This window comes from Aquimarina megaterium XH134 (assembly GCF_000520975.1).
GTDB classification, from domain to species: domain Bacteria; phylum Bacteroidota; class Bacteroidia; order Flavobacteriales; family Flavobacteriaceae; genus Aquimarina; species Aquimarina megaterium.
Genome location: NZ_JACB01000052.1, coordinates 32,217 through 55,169 on the forward strand (window position 1 = coordinate 32,217; position 22,953 = coordinate 55,169).

At 31.1% G+C, this 22,953-nt stretch carries 21 protein-coding genes; all 21 read left to right on the top strand.

Annotation, left to right across the window (positions count from 1 at the left end; genetic code table 11):
- Window positions 1–8 precede the first annotated feature (8 nt).
- The gene (locus Z053_RS0123420; protein ID WP_025667398.1) at window positions 9–749 is read left to right on the top strand and encodes an ABC transporter ATP-binding protein; all 741 of its coding nucleotides are present in this window, start codon (window positions 9–11) and stop codon (window positions 747–749) included.
- Window positions 742–2,010 (top strand): ABC transporter permease, encoded by a 1,269-nt coding sequence (locus tag Z053_RS0123425; RefSeq protein ID WP_025667399.1) that lies wholly within the window; start codon window positions 742–744, stop codon window positions 2,008–2,010. The genes Z053_RS0123420 and Z053_RS0123425 overlap by 8 nt, the downstream gene beginning before the upstream one ends.
- Window positions 1,988–2,449: an acyl-CoA thioesterase gene (locus tag Z053_RS0123430; RefSeq protein ID WP_152538381.1), complete on the top strand. Its 462-nt coding sequence runs from the start codon at window positions 1,988–1,990 to the stop codon at window positions 2,447–2,449. Before Z053_RS0123425 ends, Z053_RS0123430 begins: the two co-directional genes overlap by 23 nt.
- The gene (locus Z053_RS0123435; protein ID WP_025667401.1) at window positions 2,442–3,587 is read left to right on the top strand and encodes a beta-ketoacyl synthase N-terminal-like domain-containing protein; all 1,146 of its coding nucleotides are present in this window, start codon (window positions 2,442–2,444) and stop codon (window positions 3,585–3,587) included. Before Z053_RS0123430 ends, Z053_RS0123435 begins: the two co-directional genes overlap by 8 nt.
- Window positions 3,588–3,604: 17 nt before the next feature.
- Window positions 3,605–4,666, top strand: coding sequence for a methyltransferase (locus tag Z053_RS0123440; protein ID WP_025667402.1), 1,062 nt, complete (start codon window positions 3,605–3,607; stop codon window positions 4,664–4,666).
- Window positions 4,667–4,673: 7 nt separating this feature from the next.
- Window positions 4,674–5,294: a 3-oxoacyl-ACP synthase gene (locus Z053_RS0123445; RefSeq protein WP_025667403.1), complete on the top strand. Its 621-nt coding sequence runs from the start codon at window positions 4,674–4,676 to the stop codon at window positions 5,292–5,294.
- 1 nt (window position 5,295) lies between these two features.
- Window positions 5,296–5,553 (top strand): phosphopantetheine-binding protein, encoded by a 258-nt coding sequence (locus Z053_RS0123450; RefSeq protein WP_024771985.1) that lies wholly within the window; start codon window positions 5,296–5,298, stop codon window positions 5,551–5,553.
- 17 nt (window positions 5,554–5,570) lie between these two features.
- Window positions 5,571–6,773 (top strand): beta-ketoacyl-[acyl-carrier-protein] synthase family protein, encoded by a 1,203-nt coding sequence (locus Z053_RS0123455; RefSeq protein WP_025667404.1) that lies wholly within the window; start codon window positions 5,571–5,573, stop codon window positions 6,771–6,773.
- A gap of 60 nt (window positions 6,774–6,833) precedes the next feature.
- Entirely contained in the window at window positions 6,834–7,898 is a 1,065-nt protein-coding gene (locus tag Z053_RS0123460) for a beta-ketoacyl synthase N-terminal-like domain-containing protein (RefSeq protein ID WP_025667405.1), read from the top strand.
- Entirely contained in the window at window positions 7,892–8,668 is a 777-nt protein-coding gene (locus Z053_RS0123465; protein ID WP_025667406.1) for a polysaccharide deacetylase family protein, read from the top strand. The genes Z053_RS0123460 and Z053_RS0123465 overlap by 7 nt, the downstream gene beginning before the upstream one ends.
- The gene (locus Z053_RS0123470) at window positions 8,661–9,278 is read left to right on the top strand and encodes a LolA family protein (protein ID WP_025667407.1); all 618 of its coding nucleotides are present in this window, start codon (window positions 8,661–8,663) and stop codon (window positions 9,276–9,278) included. Before Z053_RS0123465 ends, Z053_RS0123470 begins: the two co-directional genes overlap by 8 nt.
- Window positions 9,259–9,870, top strand: a complete 612-nt coding sequence (locus tag Z053_RS0123475) for a hypothetical protein (protein WP_025667408.1) — start codon at window positions 9,259–9,261, stop codon at window positions 9,868–9,870. The genes Z053_RS0123470 and Z053_RS0123475 overlap by 20 nt, the downstream gene beginning before the upstream one ends.
- Window positions 9,867–10,463, top strand: coding sequence for an outer membrane beta-barrel protein (locus Z053_RS0123480; RefSeq protein WP_025667409.1), 597 nt, complete (start codon window positions 9,867–9,869; stop codon window positions 10,461–10,463). The genes Z053_RS0123475 and Z053_RS0123480 overlap by 4 nt, the downstream gene beginning before the upstream one ends.
- Before the next feature lie 6 nt (window positions 10,464–10,469).
- Complete coding sequence (locus tag Z053_RS0123485) at window positions 10,470–10,835, top strand: 3-hydroxyacyl-ACP dehydratase (protein ID WP_025667410.1); 366 nt, start codon at window positions 10,470–10,472, stop codon at window positions 10,833–10,835.
- A 120-nt stretch (window positions 10,836–10,955) separates the two neighbouring features.
- Window positions 10,956–11,453 (top strand): hypothetical protein, encoded by a 498-nt coding sequence (locus Z053_RS0123490; RefSeq protein WP_025667411.1) that lies wholly within the window; start codon window positions 10,956–10,958, stop codon window positions 11,451–11,453.
- Window positions 11,454–11,474: 21 nt separating this feature from the next.
- Entirely contained in the window at window positions 11,475–12,659 is a 1,185-nt protein-coding gene (locus Z053_RS0123495; RefSeq protein ID WP_025667412.1) for a DUF2062 domain-containing protein, read from the top strand.
- Window positions 12,659–16,348, top strand: coding sequence for an MMPL family transporter (locus Z053_RS0123500; protein ID WP_025667413.1), 3,690 nt, complete (start codon window positions 12,659–12,661; stop codon window positions 16,346–16,348). The genes Z053_RS0123495 and Z053_RS0123500 overlap by 1 nt, the downstream gene beginning before the upstream one ends.
- 3 nt (window positions 16,349–16,351) lie before the next feature.
- On the top strand, window positions 16,352–17,890 hold the full coding sequence (locus Z053_RS0123505; protein ID WP_025667414.1) for a phytoene desaturase family protein: 1,539 nt from the start codon (window positions 16,352–16,354) through the stop codon (window positions 17,888–17,890).
- A gap of 47 nt (window positions 17,891–17,937) precedes the next feature.
- Complete coding sequence (locus tag Z053_RS0123510; protein ID WP_025667415.1) at window positions 17,938–19,614, top strand: acyl-CoA--6-aminopenicillanic acid acyl-transferase; 1,677 nt, start codon at window positions 17,938–17,940, stop codon at window positions 19,612–19,614.
- Window positions 19,611–20,906, top strand: a complete 1,296-nt coding sequence (locus Z053_RS0123515) for a phenylacetate--CoA ligase family protein (protein WP_025667416.1) — start codon at window positions 19,611–19,613, stop codon at window positions 20,904–20,906. Before Z053_RS0123510 ends, Z053_RS0123515 begins: the two co-directional genes overlap by 4 nt.
- A 244-nt stretch (window positions 20,907–21,150) precedes the next feature.
- On the top strand, window positions 21,151–22,914 hold the full coding sequence (locus Z053_RS30870; protein ID WP_035096645.1) for a serine hydrolase: 1,764 nt from the start codon (window positions 21,151–21,153) through the stop codon (window positions 22,912–22,914).
- Window positions 22,915–22,953: the final 39 nt, after the last annotated feature.

Sequence of the window (22,953 nt, forward strand, 5' to 3'; positions counted from 1 at the left end):
AAAAAAGCATGATTAAAATTGAACAATTATCTAAAAAATATAAAGGTGCAGATGCATATTCTGTATCAGATTTAGATTTGTTTATCGATGAAAAAGAAATTTTTGGATTACTTGGTCCAAATGGAGCCGGAAAAACTACACTAATTTCGTTGTTATGCTCTTTAATAAAACCTACATCAGGATCATTTACTATAGACGGTTTAACGTATAAAAACCCTAATCAATTAAAACAATTAATTGGTATCGTACCACAAGAATATGCTTTATACCCTTCGTTGACTGCTAATGAAAATCTTAAGTATTTTGGCAGTATGTATGGTTTAAAAGGGCAGCTACTAAAATCTAAAATAAGTCAGGCCATTGAAACATTGGGTTTATCAAAGTTTGCGAATAAAAAAGTGAATACGTTTTCTGGAGGAATGAAACGTCGTATTAATTTAATCGCTAGTATATTACACGAACCCAAAGTATTATTTTTAGACGAACCAACTGTTGGGGTAGATGTGCAATCCAAAAATGTAATCATAAAATATTTACAACTGTTAAATAAAAAAGGAACTACGATTATTTATACATCACATCATTTAAATGAAGCTGAAGATTTTTGTACCAAAGTAGCTATTATAGATCATGGAAAAATAATATCTCAAGGACAACCACAAGAATTAATTTCTAATCAAGAAAATGCAAATAACCTTGAAGATGTATTTTTAGCCTTAACCGGGAAAGCATTAAGAGATCATGCATAAATTATGGGCTTCTACATATAAAGAGTTTTTATTGCTTACCAGGGATATTGGAGGTATTTCTATTTTATTTGTAATGCCAATTGTATTAATCATTACGATAACAATAATTCAAGACAGCAGCTTTAAAACGATTAGTGATACTAAAATCCCAATACTTCTTGTAAATAATGATAGTGGTCATGTTTCTGAAACTATAATTAGCAGCTTAACAGAGTCCAATACTTTTCAGGTCATTCAAAAAGATAGTGAGCAAGAAGCCAGGGATCAGGTATTTAAAGGAAATTATCAACTAGCCATAATCATTCCAGAAAAGTTATCATCAGACTTAGAGAAAAAAATCAATCAGAATGTAGAAGGTATTTTATCAAAGTTTGGTCTAGAAGAAGAAAAAGAAGTTGAACCAGAAGAAACTATTTTAAACAAAGAGGTTAGGCTATATTTTGACCCGGCAACTCAACTAACTTTTAAAAGTTCTGTAAAAAATGGTATTGATAAAATGATTTCTAAAATAGAAACACAATCTATATACAAAGCTTTTCGTGAACAAGTTGCAGAAGACGATACCGAGGTTATTTTTGAGACAGACAATTTTATCAGCTTTAAAGAAATAGTCCCAAAACAAGGAGACAAAGAGATTATTCCGAATTCTGCACAGCATAATGTACCTGCCTGGACATTATTTGCTATCTTTTTTATTATAGTACCTCTATCTATAAATATTGTAAAAGAAAAAAACCAGGGAACTTTTGTACGATTAAGAACAAACCCTGTATCCTATGCAATAGTATTAGGAGGAAAAACTACGGTATATCTGGTTGTTTGTCTCATACAATTTACTTTAATGTTAGCCATAGGGGTGTTTTTATTTCCTAAACTAGGTTTACCAACATTAGATGTATCTGGAAGAATAGTAAACCTATTTATTGTAGCTTTTTTTGCGGGCTTGGCTGCAATAGGACTAGGATTATTATTAGGAACCATTGCAAAAACGCAAGAACAATCTGCTCCGTTTGGAGCAACTTTTGTGGTTATTCTAGCTGCTTTAGGAGGTGTTTGGGTACCTGTTTTTGTGATGCCAAAATTCATGCAGTTGTTGTCAAATATTTCGCCAATGAATTGGGGTTTAAATGCCTTCTATGATGTATTTTTGCGAAACGCCAGCTTTATAGAAATTGTTCCAGAAATAATATTACTTTTATTATTTTTTATAATAACAGCTTTAATTTCTATTGTTTATAATGAAAAGAAAAATGCAGTCTAAAAATAACAAAGAAATAAGTTTTACCAGTCAGGTTAGAGTACGTTTTGTAGAAACTGATCCTTTAGGAATTGTTTGGCATGGTAATTATATTCAATATTTTGAAGATGGTAGGGAAGCTTTTGGAAGACATCATGGTATTTCTTATTTAGATCAAAAAAAATTTGGTTATGCAACACCAATCGTAAAATCTAGTACAGAACATAAACTACCTTTACGATACGGAGATATTGCTACCATAAAAACAATTTATGTAGATAGTCCTGCTGCTAAAATGATTTTTAGATATGAAATTTACAACCAAAATCATAAATTAGTCTGCACAGGAGAAACCGTACAAGTATTTGTTGAAGATATAGGAAATGGTGACTTATCACTAACAATTCCACCTTTCTTTATCAAATGGAAACAAAAAGAGGGCCTTATAAAATTGGATGAGTAAGATTTACGCTTCATATAATAATATAATATCATCGCTTGGCTTTGACAGCGAGACTGTTGTACAGAATATTCATAACGAGAATTCGGGCTTACGACTTGTTGATGACAAAAATCTATTACCCAGTCCATTTTATTCTTCAATTATAAACACCGAAGATTTAGCTGCTAGTTTTAAGCAATTAAATAATGAAGGGCAGTTCACCCGTTTAGAACAAATGATGATTTCTTCATTAAGCCAGGTTATCAAAGCATCTAAAACCCCCTTAACAAATCGTGTTGGACTTATCATATCTACAACCAAAGGCAATATCGATATCTTAAATAAAAACAATGGATTTCAAAAAGAGCGAGCTTATTTAAGCACTCTAGGAAAAGTAATTAAAGAAACTTTAGGTTTTAAGAATGATGCTATTGTTGTTTCTAATGCATGTGTTTCCGGAATCTTATCTATTGCCATTGCAAAACGCTATATTAACCATGGCACCTATGATGATGTTTTTATTGTTAGCGGAGATATGGTAAGTGAATTTATAGTAACCGGTTTCAATTCGTTTCAAGCACTAAGTGATGAGCCTTGTAAGCCTTATGATAAAGATAGAAAAGGGGTTAATATCGGAGAAGTTGCTGCCAGTATTTTAATTACTAATACTAAAAAAAGATTATCAAAAGAAGCCGTTGTTATTTTGGGTGAAGGCTCGTGTAACGATGCGAATCATATTTCTGGACCTTCCCGAACTGGTGAAGGTTTGTATCGAAGTGTACAATCTGCTTTTAAAGAAGGGAATGTTACTCATACCGACATTGATTACATTTCGGCCCATGGAACAGCAACACTATTTAATGATGAAACAGAATCAATTGCATTTAACAGACTTAATTTAGGTAAAGTACCTTTAAATAGTTTAAAAGGCTATTTTGGTCATACATTGGGAGCCTCGGGATTAGTTGAAACTATTGTAGGAATGTATTCATTGCAAAAGAATACGCTATACACCTCATTAGGTTTTAAAGAACCCGGTACTTCAAAGCCTTTAAATATTATTACAAAAACCACCTCAAAACAATTAGATATTTTCCTAAAAACCGCCTCTGGATTTGGAGGCTGTAATACAGCAGTTGTATTCCAAAAAATAAAATAACTTATATTTATAAACGTATGTCAGTTCAAACTATAAAAGCTATAGACGCAATTCAGGAAGCACAAAAAATAGCTTTTGCACCTTTCGTTTTTCAAGCAACAATTTCATTAAGAAAGCTTGGGGTTTTAGATCTTATTTTTGATAGAAGGAAAAAAGGAGGAATCACATTAGAGGATATTTCTAAAGAATTATCTATTAGCAATTATGGTATTGGTGTTTTATTAGAAATTGCCGAAAGCTCTAATATTGTTAGTAAAAATGAGAATGACACTTATGAATTAACTAATATTGGTTATTTTTTAAATTATAACAAAACGGTTGATGTTAATATCAACTTCACTAATGATGTTTGCTATAAAGGATTATATCATTTAAACGATTCTATTAAAGAAGGGAAACCCGAAGGGTTAAAAGAATTAGGAAATTGGGACACCATATATGAAGGTCTATCACAATTAGATCCAGAAATACAAAAATCCTGGTTTGAGTTCGACCATCATTATTCTGATGATATATTTCAGGATGCATTAGAAATAGTCTTCAGAAAAAAACCAAAATTGATATTTGATATTGGTGCAAACACAGGAAAATTTGCTATTAGCTGTTGTAACTATAATGATGATGTATCGATAAAAATGATTGATCTACCTGGTCAATTAAAAAAAGCGCTTGCTGCTGTAAAAAATAATCAATTTGAAAACCGTGTCACTGGCCATGAAATAGACTGGCTATCTGAAAATCCAAAAATCCCAACCGGAGCAGATACCATATGGATGTGTCAGTTTTTAGATTGTTTTTCTAAAGATGAAATCCTAAAAATATTAAAAGTTTGTGTCAAATCTATGGATGATAACACCGAGCTATTAATTATGGAAACATACACAGACAGGCAAAAATTTGATAATGCTAAATTTATCCTAGAAGCCACATCATTGTATTTTACGGTGCTGGCAAATGGAAATAGTAAAATGTATAAAGCTACCGAATTAATCGAATTGGTAAACGAAGCTGGGTTAACAATAAAAGAAGATTTGGCTGTAGGAGAATACCATACCATATTTGTCTGTAAAAAAAAGTAGTCGATTAATGGAGTCTGAATTTTACATAAAATCATTCTGTCATATAAAAGACAATAAAGTTTCTTTAAACGGAACCGTTATATACAACGATAATGATACTTTAGATTTTTTAGAATTTATAAAAGCTGCATATAGAAGTTTTGATACTAGATATCCTAAATTCTTTAAAATGGATGGATTAAGTAAGCTTGCTTTTTTGGCATCAGATCTTATCCTGCAAGAAGAAAAATTAAATATAGAAGACGAAAATAACATTGCTATTGTATTTTCAAATAAATCATCTAGTTTAGATACCGATGAAAAACATCAGGAATCTATCCAAAATAAAGACAATTACTATCCAAGTCCTGCTGTTTTTGTTTATACATTACCCAATATCTGTATTGGTGAGATTAGTATAAGATATAAACTTCATTCTGAAAATAGTTTTTTTATCTTTGACAGCTTTAATGCCGAATATTTATCAGACTATACCAATAGTCTATTATCAGCAAATAAAGCTAATGAAGCACTTTGTGGTTGGGTAGAATTTGATGGAGTAGCATATGACGCATTTTTATATCTGGTTTCTAGAGAAGGAACCACAATACATACTAAACAAAATATAGTAAATTTATATAATACATAATATGGAGGTTTTAAAACAAGAACTAAAGGAAAACATTATTGAGCAATTAAATCTTGAAGATATTGCTGTTGAAGATATTGCTGATGACGATATTCTTTTTGGTGATGGTTTAGGTTTAGACTCAATTGATGCATTAGAATTAATTGTAATGTTAGATAAAAACTACGGTATTAAATTAACCGACCCTAAAGAAGGACGTGAAATTTTTGCATCTATAGAAGTAATGGCAAAATACATTTCTGAACATAGAACAAAATAAATTTTATTTATATATAAATGAGTAAAGGTGTTGCTATAACCGGAATGGGAATAATTTCTGCTATCGGAAACAATGTTGCAGAAAATTACCAATCACTTATTAATGGTAAAAAAGGAATTTCTAGAGTTTCTAAAATTAATACCATTCATAAAGATGATATCATGGTTGGTGAAATTGCATCTACAAATCTGGAGTTAGAACAACAATTGGGTCTAACTCCCGATAATAATTACTCAAGAACGGCTTTATTAGGTGCTATTGCTGCTAAGCAGGCAATACAAGATGCCAAAATTTCTGATATCAATGCCTATAAAACAGGATTAGTTTCGGCAACCAGTGTTGGTGGGATGGATATGACAGAAACGTATTATTATGATTATCTTGAAAATAAAAGCACTCAAAAATATATCGAAGGCCACCATGCCGGAGATTCTACTCAAAAAATTGCAGAACAGTTAGGGATCGAAAAAAGCCTGGTCACTACCATAAGTACAGCTTGTTCTTCTGCTGCAAATGCTATAATGCTTGGTGCCCGATTGATTAAGTCGGGAAAACTAGACAGGGTTATTGTGGGTGGTTCTGATTGTTTGTCTAAGTTTACCATTAACGGGTTTAAAACTTTAATGATCTTATCTGACACGTATAATACTCCTTTTGATGAAAATAGAAAAGGACTTAATCTAGGTGAAGCTGCGGCTTTCTTAGTATTAGAATCTGATAAAGTTATTGCTGCAGAAAAAAAAGAAGTATTGGGATATGTTAAAGGATATGGCAATGCAAATGATGCCTATCATCAAACAGCATCTTCAGAAAATGGAGATGGAGCAACTTTGGCAATGCAAAAAGCTTTAAAAGTTGCAGCATACACAGCAAATGATATTGATTACATTAATGCGCACGGAACAGCAACGGGAAATAATGATTTATCTGAAGGACGTGCTATTCTAAGAGTTTTTGGTGAAGAAATTCCCGATTTTAGTTCTACAAAAGCATACACAGGACACACCTTGGCGGCTGCAGGAGCTATCGAAGCTGTTTATGCGGTATTAGCGCTTCAACATAATATCATCTATCCTAATCTCAATTTTAAAACTCAGATGAAAGAGTTTGATATTACACCACAATTAGAACTCAAAGAAAAAGAATTGCACACGGTGTTGTCTAATTCCTTAGGTTTTGGAGGTAATTGTTCTACGATAATTTTTTCAAAAGAACAATAACAAAATTGTAAACAAACAGGGTAATACCCAATATGCAAAAAACTGTTTAATTAAAGAGATATGAGTGCAGTCTATATAACCGGTATCGGGTCTATTTCATCTCAAAAAACTTATGACAATACCGAGTTTTTGAAAGAAATCAATACCTATACAGATAATGTGATTTCTGTGGTTAATCCCAATTATAAAGAATATATTCCCCCTGCTGCAGCACGTAGAATGGCAAAAGGCATTAAAATGGGAGTGGTTGCCTCTAGAATCGCATTGGCAGACGCAAACATAGACAATGTTGATGCTATTATCACAGGAACAGGAATGGGATGTGTTAGGGATTCTGAAAAATTTGTTAGTGCAATTATAGATAATAACGAGCAATACCTCACTCCTACTTCATTTATACAATCAACTCATAATACGGTTGGCGGACAAATCGCTCTGGGGCTTCAGTGTAAAGGTTACAATTTTACATATGTACATGCAAGCGTATCTTTTGAATCGGCATTATTAGATGCCCAATTACAACTAGAAAATGATGAAGCCAATACTATTCTAATCGGAGGTGTTGATGAGCATGGTGATCATACTATTACGATTCACAAGCTTATTAATCATATTAAATCAGAAAAAACCGATTCTACCAAGGTATTGGACTCTAAAACAGAAGGTGCAATATTTGGAGAAGGTGCAAATTTCTTTGTCGTATCAAATCAAAAACAAGACTCGAGCTATGCCCAGGTTATAGCAGTACAAACCTATAATACATTATCTGAAACCGAAGTCTCTCATGCCGCTCAACTATTTTTAGAGGATAATAACTTAGGTATTGACGATATAGATGCTATTGTATTAGGAAATAATGGAGATGTAAAATACGATACATTTTACAATGAGTTAAGTTCAAACCTATTTAAAGATACACAACAGGTATATTATAAACATTTATCTGGTGAATTTAATACCGCATCGTCTTTTGGAGTATGGTTAGCTTCAAAAATCCTGAAAACACAAGAGTTACCAGAAGTAGTTCGGTTAAATAAAAAATCAACATCAAACTTTACTACTGTTTTATTATACAATCAATATAGAGGAGAAAATCATAGTTTCACTTTACTGCGTAAATGCTAAATTTTAAATACGTAAATAGAATAACAGCGCTCATTTTTTTGGTTTTACATATAACCAATTACTCATTAGAAATACCGGTATGGTTTTATTTCTTATTGGGTTTTATATGGTTACTTATTACAATGGCTGGTTCTGGACTTATACAGTGGAATTACCATTTTACATCTCTTAATGCAAATAAGAATATAAAAAGTAATCATGTGGCCATTACTTTTGATGATGGGCCAAACCCCGAATTTACACCTCAAGTCTTAAAACTCTTAAAGCAATATAATGCAAAAGCTACCTTTTTCTGTATTGGCAAGCATATTGAGGCTTATCCCGAATTAGTTAAAGAGAGTATTAAACAAGGGCATGTTATTGGCAATCACACATATTCACACCCTAATTCTTTTGGCTTTTTAAAAACAGAAAATGTAATTTCAGAATTACAACAAACCAATGCTGTAGTAAAAAAAGTAACAGGGTTAACTATGCGGCTTTACAGACCTGCTTTTGGAGTAACAAATCCAAGAATTAAAAAAGCATTAAAAGTAACAGGTCTACAATCTATCGGATGGAATGTTAGATCCCTGGATACGACATCCAGAAGTTCGGATAAAGTACTAAGGCGAATAACAAAAAAGCTTTCTAAAGGTGATGTTATTTTACTTCACGACACAAGTTTAAAAACAATTATTGTTTTGGAACAGTTATTGTTATTTTTACAACAACAAAATATAGAATCGATTACTATAGATTCTTTATTTAAGATAAAAGCATATGCCTAAAATTGTTTATTTACTACTATTTATAGTTACTACGCTATCTGCCCAAACCAAAATGAGTACGATAGAAGCCAACGCTTTAAAAACAAAAGTAAAAGCTCTTGCTACCACAACAAAAACTATTTCGAGTGATTTTACGCAGTACAAACACATGGATTTTTTGTCGAATGATATTATCACAACAGGAAAACTAGCTTTTAAAACACCTAGTATTGTAAAGTGGGAATATGTACAACCTTTTAAATATTCTGTGTTATTTAAAAACAAAACATTGTACATTAATAATGAGGGCAATAAAAGCAATATTGATATTGGATCTAGCGAGCAGTTTAAACAATTAAACAAGCTTATTATTAATAGTGTTAAAGGGGATATGTTTAATGATGATGAGTTTAGTATCAGTTATTATAAAAACAAAGGTAATAGCGAAGTACATTTTAGCCCCAAAGACAAAAAATTTGAAAAATTTATTAAAGCATTTCATATTACATTTAATTCTAAAGGTGATGTTATTGAAGTAAAAATGATAGAGCCTTCAAATGATTATACCAGAATAGTATTTAGCAATAGAGTCTTAAACACACCCTTGGCAGATGAGATATTTGCTCATTAGTTTTTGTTTTATATGTATAGGATGTGCTTCCTATCCTAAGAAAAATAATTTCATTAAAGAAGAAGCATCTGATATAGAAGTAAGAAATTTATATTTTTCAGATAAGACGCAAGATTATGTATATAAAGCAAATATTGATGTTTACAAAAAACATTTTGGCGGGATTTTTATTGTAAAAAAGATTGAAGATAATAATCACCGTATTGTCTTTACTACAGAAATGGGAAATAAAATTTTTGACTTTTCATTTATTAACGAAAGCTTTACCGTAAATTACATCTTAGAAGACTTCAATAAAAAGATTTTAATAAACATTTTAAAAAAAGATTTTAAAGCATTGATTGAAGAAACTCCTACCCTTTTAAATACATTTTTACATCAAAACAATGTTGTTTTTGAAACTGAAATTAATAACGATAAGCATTATTATTACAATACAAATAACGTAATACATAAAATTGTTAGAACAGGGAATAGAAAAGAAAAAGTAGTTTTTACATTTTCAGAAATTAGTGATACTATTGCAAATCTAATTACGATTGAGCATAAGAATTTAAAGTTCAAAATTAATTTAAAATCGATTCAAAAATGAGAAATCTTTTATTGGTCATAACCTTTCTTGGTGTTTTTGGAGTTACTTCTGCACAAAACAAGACATCTTTTGGATTAAGAGGTGGAGCTAATATTTCGGAGCTTTCTAATGCTAATTTAGAACCTAAAGCAGGGATTTACATCGGAGCTTTTTTACATTTCAGATTCTCAGAGCTATATGCTCTTCAACCCGAAGTGGGATATTCTAACCAAGGAGGTAATAACAAATTTTCAAATGGAGATGATCTCGAAATCCATTACGTTTCAATATCTGCTACTAATAAATTTTTTGTTAGAAATACAGGATTACATTTGATCATTGCACCAAGTCTTGATTTTGATTTTGACGATACCCCGGTAAGTCTTGTAAACAGAGAAGAAGGTAATGACATTACCTTTGTAGACCTTTCTATTGCAGCAGGTCTTGGTTACGAATTTAAAAACGGAATTGCTATAGAAGCCAGATATAAACATGGCACACTAGATGTATTTTCTGGTGATTTCCATGACTTTTCAACACAATCTATATACGAAGAAAAAAATCAATTTAATCGCGTTTTTCAAATTGGCCTATCGTATAGATTTAATTTCTAATCACATATGTTACTAAAAGATTTTTACACCGCAAATACATTAGAGACTGTTGAAAATATGTCGACAGCTACTATTACCATCAACAAAAACCATGAGATTTTCAAAGGGCATTTTCCGGGAAATCCTGTAACACCAGGTGTTTGCATGATGCAAATCATAAAAGAATTAACAGAAGGTATTGTAGATAAAAAACTATTTATGCAATCCTCTAGTAATATTAAATTTATGGCTATTATAAATCCGGAAAAAAACCCAGATTTAGTTTTAACTTTAGATATTACCCAAACAGATGATACTTATAAAGTAAAAAATGTAACTACATTTGAGGATACAGTTGCTTTAAAATTAACAGCTAATTTTAAAACACAATAAATCTAAACATGAAACGAACATTAAAAATATTTTAATTTTTTAATGAGAGAATGTAGTGCATACATATGTTCTTAATTTTATAATTAATATATTATCAAATAATTACCAAAACCTAAACGTGTGAAATTTTTGATTGCATTCATATCATTATTATCTTTTACTATGCTATCGATAGATTTGGATACCATAAGAATTGCATATAAAGAAGCTGCTCATGACAAAACAAAAGTAGCTGCACTTAATGAGCAACTTGCACCTGTAAATAAAGAAGATGATATTGTTTTGGTGGCTTATAAAGGAGCTGCTATTACACTGCAGGCGAAGTATGAAAAAAGTATAAAAGAAAAAAAACGACTGTTTATAGAAGGAGTTTCATATATCGAATTTGCTATAGAGAAATCACCAAATGCTGTCGAACCTCGTTTTATACGTATAGGAATCCAAGAAAATACTCCTAAATTGCTAAAATATAAATCCAATATAAAAGAAGATAAATTATTTCTGCTTAAACAATACAAGACGATAAAACCGAAAATTTTAAAAAAGCATATCGGGGAGTATATTTTGCAATCGAAAGCTTTTAGTGATGAAGAAAAAGCAGTAATTTTAGTTCCTTAAAAATTGAAACACTTCAATTGAGTGATAAAAGAGTTTACAAAACAAAAAATCGACCTATTTAACGTATGTGTAATAATTCCTACCTACAATAATTGCAAAACATTACGACGGGTTATAGACGGTGTATTATTTTACACTAAAAATATTATTGTTGTAAACGATGGAGCCACAGATACTACTGGGGAGATATTAAAAGAATATCCTCAAATTCAACAAATCCATCTATCAAAAAACAAAGGAAAAGGTAATGCTTTGCGTGTTGGGTTTGCAGCTGCACAAAAACAGGGTTATAAGTATGCAATTACGATAGATTCTGATGGTCAGCATTTTCCCGAAGATATTCCTGCATTTATTACAGCTTTAGAAAAATCAGAACATAAAAACATCTTACTCATTGGCGCAAGAAATATGAGTCAGGAAAGTGTTCCTAAAAAAAGTAGCTTCGGAAATAAGTTTTCTAATTTCTGGTTTTGGGTAGAAACGGGTACAAAACTTCAGGATACTCAATCAGGATATAGACTATATCCACTAGAAGAATTAGCAAAATTGAATTTTTATACCTCAAAATTTGAATTTGAAATAGAGGTTATTGTAAAAGCGGCGTGGAGTGATGTAATTGTAAAAAATATTCCGATACAAGTATTATATGATGAAACCGAGCGGGTATCACATTTTAGGCCTTTTAAAGATTTTACCCGAATAAGTATTCTTAATACCTGGTTGGTTACAGTAGCTTTTTTATATATAAAGCCTAGAAATTTATTTCGGAAAGTTAAAAAAAAAGGAGTAAAACGTTTCTTTTTTGAAGATTTCTTAGAAAGCCAGGATTCTCCGCAAAAAAAAGCGTTATCAGTAGCTCTGGGAGTTTTTATAGGGATATCACCACTATGGGGATTTCACACAGTACTCGTGCTGTTTTTTGCTGTCGTTTTAAAGCTAAATAAGGTAATTGCTTTTGCTTTTTCTAATGTAAGTTTGCCTCCTTTCATTCCGTTTATCATTTTTATGAGCTTAAAAGTTGGTAGTTTTGTTTTAGGAGAACCTCAACCATCATTCGCCAATATTGGTGAAAATTTTGAAATGATAAAAAGCCTTAAAACCTATATTGTAGGTAGTTTTACCTTAGCCATAATTTCTGCTATTACTTTAGGAATTTTAGGATATGTATTTCTTACCATTTTTTATAGAAAAAATAATGCATCATAATGGATAGCTTTTTTTATAGTTTATATACATCTATTGTTTCCAAAAAAGTAATGAGCTTTGGAATACTTGCACTCATCATTACTGGGCTATTATTTATTGCTTCAAAAATTGAATTTGAAGAGGATATCACTAAGTTAATTCCTACAAATGATAAGACTTCTGAGATTCAAAAAGTATTAAAAACAGTAAACTTTGCTGATAAAATCATAGTAAACATTACACGCGACCCCGAAGGATCGGTTGATGATCTTACTCAATATGCAGCACAATTTATTGATAGTGTTACAATAAAATCTGGTGAGCATATTACCCAAATTCAAGGTAAGGTCGAAGAAGAAGATATCTTTAACACCTTGGATTTTGTCTACAAAAACCTTCCTCTTTTTTTACAAGAAAGTGACTATAAGAACATTAAAAACAAAATTCAAAAAGATAGCATCGAAGCTATAACGAATAGTAATTATAAAACTTTAATTTCTCCTACAGGAATTATTGCAAGAGATAATATTTTAAAGGATCCTTTGGGATTATCATTTATTGCCTTAAAAAAATTACAACAACTTAGTTTTGGAGATGATTTCACATTGCACAATGGTTTTTTACTTAGTAAAGATCAGAATCATGTTTTATTATTTATTACTCCTAAGTTAAAGTCTAGCGAAACAGACAAGAATGCCAAATTTGTAGAAGATCTTTATCAAATAAACAATCAACTTAATGATCAATTTAAAGGTAAAGTACAAAGTGAATATTTTGGAGGTACTTTAATTGCTGTAGCAAATGCCAAACAAATAAAAAGGGATATTCAACTAACCATTAGTATCGCTATTACGATTTTATTAATCATACTTATCTTCTTTTATAGGAAAATTACTATTCCGATTATTTTATTTGTTCCAACAATTTTTGGAGGACTATTAGCAATTGCTTTATTGTTCCTAATTCGTGCAAAAATTTCTGCAATATCTCTGGGTATTGGTTCTGTACTATTAGGGGTTACTTTGGATTATTCTCTTCATATCCTAACACATATAAGAAGTAACACTAATATAAAAGCAGTTTATAAAGAAATTACTACTCCGGTTTTAATGAGTAGTTTAACCACCGCTTTAGCATTTTTATGTTTATTATTTTTAGAATCACAAGCACTTCAGGATTTAGGTATTTTTGCAGCAATTAGTGTTGTAGGATCTTCCTTTTTTGCATTAATTTTTATCCCTCAAGTATATAAAAGCACTTCTCAAAAAAGGCCAAAAACAACACTCATAGATAATGCCGCTCAATATCCTTTACATAAAAACAAATGGGTAATTATAACATTAACGTTGGTATTAATAGTAAGCTTGTTTACCTATAGCAAAGTACAATTTAACAATGATATTTCTAAACTAAACTTTGAGCCGCAAGAGTTAAAAGATGCACAATTAAGATTAGATGCTTTAACCAATATTGCCTCAAAATCAATTTATCTGGCGGCCTATGAAAATTCGGAGCAAGGTACTTTACAGGTAAATGATAAGATTTTTGAAAAACTACAACTACTAAAAAATGAAGGAAAAGTAATCGATTTTAGCTCTATCGGATCTTTAATCTATTCAGAAAAAACTCAAAAAGAAAGAATCTCGAGATGGAATTCTTTTTGGAACACCAACACAATAGCAAGCACAAAAGCTAATCTTATTGAAAGCGGAAACAAATTAGGTTTTAAGCCTACTAGTTTTAATGCATTTTATACGCTCCTGGAATCGAATTTTAAGCCTTTAAAAATCAAAGATTACAATGCCTTAAAAACGATTTCTATAGCAGATTATATAACAACAAAAGAGGATTTTGTCACAGCAACAACACTCGTTAAAGTAAAAGATGAAAATGCGCAACATGTAGTTGATCTTTTTAAAGACCAACCTCAAACCATAGTTATCGACAGAAAACATATGAATGAAACTTTTTTAGGAAATCTAAAAAATGACTTTAACAAACTAGTTGGTTACTCATTAATTGTTGTATTACTTATCCTTTTATTCTTCTACAGAAGCTTATCTCTTACCTTGGTAACAAGTATTCCTATAGCGATCACCTGGTTGCTAACCATTGGTATAATGGGATTATTCTCATTAGAGTTTAACATCTTTAATATTATAATTTCGACCTTTATTTTTGGTCTGGGAATTGACTATAGTATTTTTATGACTAATGGGTTGTTGCATGAATATAGAACAGGAGAAAAAGCAGTAGCAACTCATAAAACATCTATTATTTTATCTGTTATTACTACTATTTTGGGAGTAGGTGTTTTAATATTTGCCAAACATCCTGCACTATATACAATATCATTACTTTCTATTATCGGTATACTATCGGCAATTGTTATTTCATTCACCATCCAACCTCAATTATTTAAGCTTTTTATTGGCAGTAAGACAAAAAGACCAATAACACTTAGGTTATTTTTACATTCCATTCTTTCTTTTGCTTACTATGGTTTAGGAGGTTTATTACTTTCGTTATTTAGTGTAGTTTTCATAAAAATTATCCCATTACCTAAAAAAATGAAAATGAAATGGTTTCATAAAATAATGTCAAAATTTATGGGATCAGTACTATATACAAATCCATTTGTACGTAAAAAGATTATAAACCAAAGTAATGAAACCTTTGATAAACCAGGAGTTATTATTGCTAATCATACTTCTTTCTTAGATATTTTGGCGATAGGAATGTTATATCCAAAAATTATTTTTCTGGTAAACGATTGGGTATACAACTCTCCTGTTTTTGGAAAAGCAGTACAATTAGCTGGCTTTTACCCTGTATCTAGTGGTATAGAGAATGGATTAGAGCATTTAAAGAAAAAAGTTGATCAAGGCTATTCACTTATAGCTTTTCCCGAAGGAACAAGATCTAATACCAACAAAATTAAACGGTTTCACAAAGGAGCATTTTATCTGGCAGAGCAATTTGGGTTAGACATCATTCCTATACTTATACACGGAAATTCTGAAGTACTCCCTAAAGGAAGTTTTATTATTAAAGACGGTAGTATAACCATTAAAATACTTGATAGGATAAAAGCAAATGATACTAGTTTTGGCGAAAACTATGCTAGAAAAACAAAACAAATTGGAGCATATTTTAAAGGTGAATTTGAGAAACTTAGAAATGAGATAGAGCACGATAAGTATTTTAACAAAATTATTCTCGAAGAATATCGATACAAAGGTGACCCTCTTTATAGAGAAGTACTAAAAGATTTAAAAGCCAATAAAGAGATTTACAAAATAATTATAGACACAATCGAAAAAAAAGAAACTATACTTCATATTTCAAAAGATTCGGGTCAATTAGATTTTCTGTTATCTTTAGATAGTCCAGACAGAAAGATTATTAACTATATAGAAAATAAAAACACTAGAGATATTGTTAAAAACAGCTATATTACTAATAATCATAGTAAAATTATTTGTACTAATAATATAGAAGAAACAATAGCATATGATGCAAATGTGCTTATTCTAAATTTAGCTACGATTACAGAAAATGAATTAGAAAAGATACTAAGCAATAAAATTAATCTGTTAGTTTTACTAAACGAAAGTCAAAATATACATACACAGATAATTACTAATTTGGGATTCGAGATCAAGCACCAAAAGAATAATCTGTTTATTTTAAAAAATAAAGAAAATTAAAAAATGAAAGAGCGTTATGATATTGTAATTATTGGAAGTGGTTTAGGTGGTTTGGTTTCTGCCATCATTTTAGCCAAAGAAGGTTATAGTGTATGTGTGTTAGAAAAAAATAATCAGTATGGAGGGAATTTACAAACCTTTGTAAGAGACAAAACTATTTTTGATACCGGAGTACATTATATCGGTGGGCTTTCTGAAGGCCAAAATCTATATCAATATTTTAAATACATTGGTATCATCGATGATTTAAAATTAAAAAAACTCGATGAAGACGGTTTTGATATCATAACTTTTGAAGGTGATGAAAAAGAATACAAACATGCTCAAGGGTATGATAATTTTATAAAAATTTTAGTTAACCAATTTCCAGACGAGGAAGAAGCTATTATCACCTATTGTAATAAATTAAAAGAAACATGTCGTAAGTTTCCGCTATATCAGTTAAAACAAGGGAAGCCTTACTTTGATGATAGTGAAATTTTTTCACTCAATGCAAAATCCTATATCAATTCTCTTACAGATAATAAAAAGCTACAAGGAGTTCTTGCAGGAACAAATTATTTATATGCTGGAGACAGTGATCGTACTCCTTTTTATGTACATGCCTTATGTATCAATTCTTACATCGAAAGCTCATACCGATGTATAAATGGTGGAAGCCAGATTACAAAAGTCTTAATTAAAAGGCTAAAGGAATATGGCGGAGAAACATACAAACACCACGAGGTTGTTAAATTTGGATTTGATGATAAAAAAATCAATTCTGTTACCTGCAAAAACGGTAAAGAAATAAAAGGAGATTTGTTTATTTCTAATATTGAGCCAAAACTAACTCTAAAGCTAGCAGGAGAAGATAAATTTAGAAAATCATATGCCAATAGAGTACATAAGATCGAAAGCACAATTGCTGCTTTTACACTATACATTGTACTAAAACCAAACACTTTTGCTTATCAAAATAAAAATTTCTATCATTTTAATCATCCGGATAGGGTTTGGGATACACAAAGTTATACCCACGAAAGTTGGCCAGAAGGATATATGATGACTATGGGGATTAATAAAAACACAGATGAATATGGAGATAGTATTGCTGTAATGACCTATATGCGTTATGAAGAAGTTAAACCCTGGCAAGATACATTTAATACAGTAGCTAATAAAAATGAAAGAGGGCAAACCTATGAAGAATTTAAAGCTGAAAAAGCTGAAAAAATCATTATTGAATTAGAGAGAAAATTTCCAAACATAAGAGATTGTATTCAAGAAACATATACCTCGACACCATTATCCTACAGAGATTACATCGGTAGTAATGAAGGGTCGATGTATGGTTATGTTAAAGATGTTAATAAACCAATGCACTCTTTTTTATCTCCAAAAACCAAAATCAAAAACCTAATGTTTACGGGGCAGAGTTTAAATATGCATGGCATTTTGGGAGTCACTATTAGTGCCGTCACTACTTGCTCAGAAATAATAGGTAAAGATTATTTACTTGATAAAATACTAGAAGCCAATAAAGAGCAAAAAACGATTTAGGCTATGAGAATAACAAAAATAACAAGCATCTAAAAAAACAAAGAAGTATGTTCTTAAAAACATCTTGTTTTACAAAATGGTTGTGCTTTTTTGCACTCTTTTTTCTGTTAATGTCATGTGGTGTATCTAAATCAATAAAAGATATCCCAGACGTTAGTAGCTATTCTTCTTCTATTGAAAAAAGAATCAAAGTTTCTGATTCTGTTTTTACCATCGGAAATAGCTTTCTTAGTAAAAACAAGCAAGGTTTATGGGAACTTTATGTAGAAGGAGATCCTTTACAAATAGGTTTACAAACCGGAAGCCTGACACAAGAACTATTTAAAAAACAAGAGCATGCTTTTTTATCTAAGGTAGGAGAATTAGTGCCTTCAAAAACAAAACAATATTTATTAAGAAAAGTTGTAGCCTGGTATAACAGAAAAATGTATTTACATATTCCCGCAGAGTATAAAGCAGAAATATACGGACTTTCAAAATATGCATCGAACGATTATAACCATATAGCAGAAAACTACTTAAGAATACTGTATCTTCATGGTGCACATGACATAGGACATGCTTTACAGGATTTAGCATTAGTAGGATGTTCTTCATTTGCCGCCTGGGGAGAAAAAACCGTAGATGGCGATTTGATCATTGGTAGAAATTTTGATTTTTATGCTGGTGATGACTTTGCCAAAGATAAAATCATTGCTTTTGTAAACCCTACAAAAGGTTATAAATTTATGTCTGTAACCTGGGGAGGAATGATTGGTGTAGTTTCGGGAATGAATGAGCATGGACTTACGGTAACGATAAATGCAGGAAAATCTAAAATTCCTTTATTAGCAAAAACACCAATTTCAATTTTGGTTCGTGAGATTTTACAATACGCCTCGACAATAGACGAAGCGATAGCAATAGCAAAAAAACGAGAAGTCTTTGTGTCTGAATCAATATTTATAGGAAGTGCAAAAGATAAAAAAGCAATCACTATTGAAGTATCTCCCAAAAACTTTGGTGTTTATGATGTCGCTAACTCTAATCAATTAATTTGCTCTAATCATTTTCAAAGTGACGCCTATTCTGATGATCAAAACAATATAAAACATATCGAAGAAAGCCATTCTCAATATCGCTATAAAAGAATGCAGGAATTATTACAACAGCAACCAAAAGTAACACCGCAAATTGCTGTGGATATCCTAAGAAACAAAGAAGGATTAAATAACAAACAAATAGGGTATGGTAATGAAAAAGCTTTGAATCAATTATTGGCACATCATGGCATTGTTTTTAAACCAGAAGATCGTATGGTATGGGTGTCATCAAACCCATATCAATTGGGAGAATTTGTTGCTTATAACCTGAATGATATTTTTAATAAAAAACATACAAAAACAACATTATCTCAATTTGAATTAAATATTGAAAAAGACCCTTTTCAATTTACTAAGGCATATAAAGATTACGAAAACTACAGACGGTTACGTAAAGATCTTCAAAAAGCAATTGATAACAAAGAAATGTTAGATCCCGCTTTTATTGGGACCTTTCAGAAGGCCAATCCAGAGTATTGGGAAGTATATTATTTAATTGGTAAGTATTACTACGAAAAACAATATTATACTGCTGCATTGCATGCTTTTGAAGAAGCTAGCAACAAAGAAATTACGACAGTTCCCGACAAACGTGAAATTGATTCGTATATTAAAAAATTAAAAAGGAAATTAAAACAATGATTCCTGAAATAGAAAAAGCATCGTTGGCTGAGATCAAAACAGTGCAAGAGCAAGAATTAAAGAAATTAATATCGTATTTAGATACACACTCTACTTATTATCAAGGTATTTTTGCAAAACATAACATTCTTCCTTCGACAATTAATACTCTAGAAGATTTAGTAAAAATACCAGTTACTACCAAAGAGCAATTACAACAGTTTAATGATGATTTTATCTGTGTACCAAAAAGTGAAATCATAGATTATGTTACTACCTCCGGAACCTTGGGAGAGCCTGTTACTTTTGCACTAACAGATAATGATTTAAAAAGGTTAGCGTACAACGAAGCCATTTCTTTTGCCTGTGCGGGTGTACAAAAGGAAGACGTAATGCAATTAATGACAACTATCGACAGGCGCTTTATGGCAGGAATAGCTTATTTTCTGGGCGCTCGGGAATTAGGAGCTGGGATTATACGTGTAGGAGCTGGGATTCCCGAATTACAATGGGACTCTATTTTAAAATTTAAACCTACCTACTTAATCGTAGTTCCTTCGTTTTTATTAAAATTAATTAAATATGCCCAAGAACACGATATTGATCTGAATGCTTCGGGAATAAAAGGCGCTATTTGCATAGGAGAATCTCTTAGAAATCAAGATTTTTCGTTAAATACACTTGCAAAAAAGATAAAAGACAGTTGGAACATAGCATTATACTCTACCTATGCATCTACAGAAATGAATACTGCTTTTACAGAATGTAGTGAACAACAAGGAGGGCATCATCACCCAGAGCTAATTATTGCAGAAATTCTGGATGATCATAATTGCCCCGTTCCTCCTGGTGAGGTAGGAGAACTTACTGTTACTACTCTGGGGGTAGAAGCAATGCCCTTATTACGATTTAAAACAGGAGATATGATTAAGGCGCATACTTCAAGTTGTGCATGTGGGCGTAATACTATGCGTTTGGGGCCTGTGGTAGGAAGAAAAAAGCAAATGATTAAGTATAAAGGAACAACTTTATACCCTCCTGCTATGGATAATATCCTTAATGATTTTAATGAGGTAGAGAATTATATTATCGAGATTTTTCACAATTCAATAGGTACAGATGAAATCTTAATTAAAATAGTTACCCAAACCCCGACAGAAGATTTATTACATGATATAAAAGATCATTTTAGAGCAAAGTTAAGAGTATCCCCAAAAATTGAATTTCATGATAAAAAAGACATTCAGAAACTTCAATTCCCTAAACTAAGCAGAAAACCTGTAATTGTTATTGATAAAAGGGAAATAGAATAATATTTTTCTGATTTACGCATTACTCATATAAGACTTTACAATCTCTAGATTGATTTTAGTTACCTTCGGTAAACAAAAAGATACTCGTAATGGTACTAGTTACACACATTCTGTATAAAATTATAATTGTGTAGGCAAGTGTTGTATTTTGATTCTTTATAAAAAATGACAGATAGGTGACATCTAAATGTCGTTACAAAAACAAGGAGCCCTCCATAGCTTTGTATCAAACAAAAATATAATTATGGAAACCCAATCAATTGCAAAAAACTTAGTGTATCAACGAAAATTAAAAGGGTATACTCAAGAAGAATTATCAGAAAAAACACAAGTTACAATTCGTACTATCCAGCGTATAGAAAAAGGAGATGTAACTCCGCATCTTCAAACTGTAAAATTGTTAGCTACGGCATTAGATATTGAGGTGAATGATTTATTGATATTAGAAAATCCAAAAGAAGAAACGATACAGAAAAAATGGTTAATCTTATTACATAGCACTCCTTTTTTAGGTTTTATAATACCTCTGGCAAATATACTTTTTCCCTTATTTATTTGGATTCATAAACGAGAAGATAACGAATTATACAACTGTCATGGTATTAAAATTATTAATTTTCAAATAACGATGAGCATAGTGTACATACTTTCATTAGTAGCTCTTGTAACTATTGAAAAGTGGGGGTTTTTCTTGTTTATATCTGTAATCCCATTTGGTATAATTTGTATGTTATTTAATATCGTAAGAGTGGTTAATTCTCAAAAGTGTTATTACCCATTATCGTTTCCGTTTCTAAGCGGTAATAAGAACGATGCGTCAAAAAAAATGATCGTATTACTATTGATAAGCACAATGTTTTTCACAAGTTGTACTCATGCAAAAGCACAAAATATTATACGCTTGGACGGAACCGAAATAACTAAAGATTCATTAACAACTCAAATTAATCGACTTATTAAAAGTGCAAACATACCTGGGATTGCTGTTACTATTTTTAATGACAATGAGGTTACATATCAGAAGACTTTTGGGTATAAAGATTATGATAAAAAATTAACTCTAAATGATTCTACTAATATCTACGGAGGTTCTTTTAGTAAAGCAGTTTTTGGAGTACTGGTAATGAAATTGGTAGAAGACGGCGTTATTGATCTCGACACAGCTTTAGAGTCTTATTTACCTAAAAAAATATACGAGTACAAACCACTTACACGTTGGCATGATGATTTTTCTGCCTTAAAAAATGACAGTCTATATCATAAAATAACGGCTCGTATGTGTTTAACACACACTACAGGTTTTGCTAATTCCCGATGGATGGAGTCAGATTATCAACTGCGTGTACACCGGGAACCAGGAAGCAGGTATAGTTATTCTGGAGAAGGATTTATTTACCTGCAGGTTGTCTTAGAAAAAATAATGGGGAAGAATCTAGAAGAATTAGCACAAGAAATAATTTTCAAACCATTAAACATGAGTCACTCCAGTTACCAATGGTCAACATCATTTGAAGATAATTTTGCATACGGTCATACCGTCACAAGTGAGCGTTTTAAAAAAGATAAAGACAATGAACCGAGAGGAGGTAGTACATTAGAAACTACTTCAGAAGATTATTCGAAATTTCTTAAAGCCGTATTACAAAATAAAATTATCACACAAAATTCTTGGAATGAACTGTTTAAACCACAACTTAGGATTCATTCTATCAAGCAATTTGGACCACTTGCTCTAAAAGATTCTACACAAAATGATGCTATTGCATTAAGTTATGGATTGGGTTGGGGTGTATTGAAAACTCCATATGGTTTTGGAGCTTTTAAAGAGTGTCATGGTAATGGGTTTCAGCATTATTCAATTATATTTCCAGAAGCACAAAAAGGTATTATGATAATGACCAATAGTGATAATGGAGAAAGTATCTTTAAAGAACTATTAGAAGTTTCGATTGCAGATACATATACGCCATGGTATTGGGAGAATTATATCCCTTATAATAAGAAGTAAAAATAAAGAAAGTAAACATTAGCATTATCCCTATTAGAC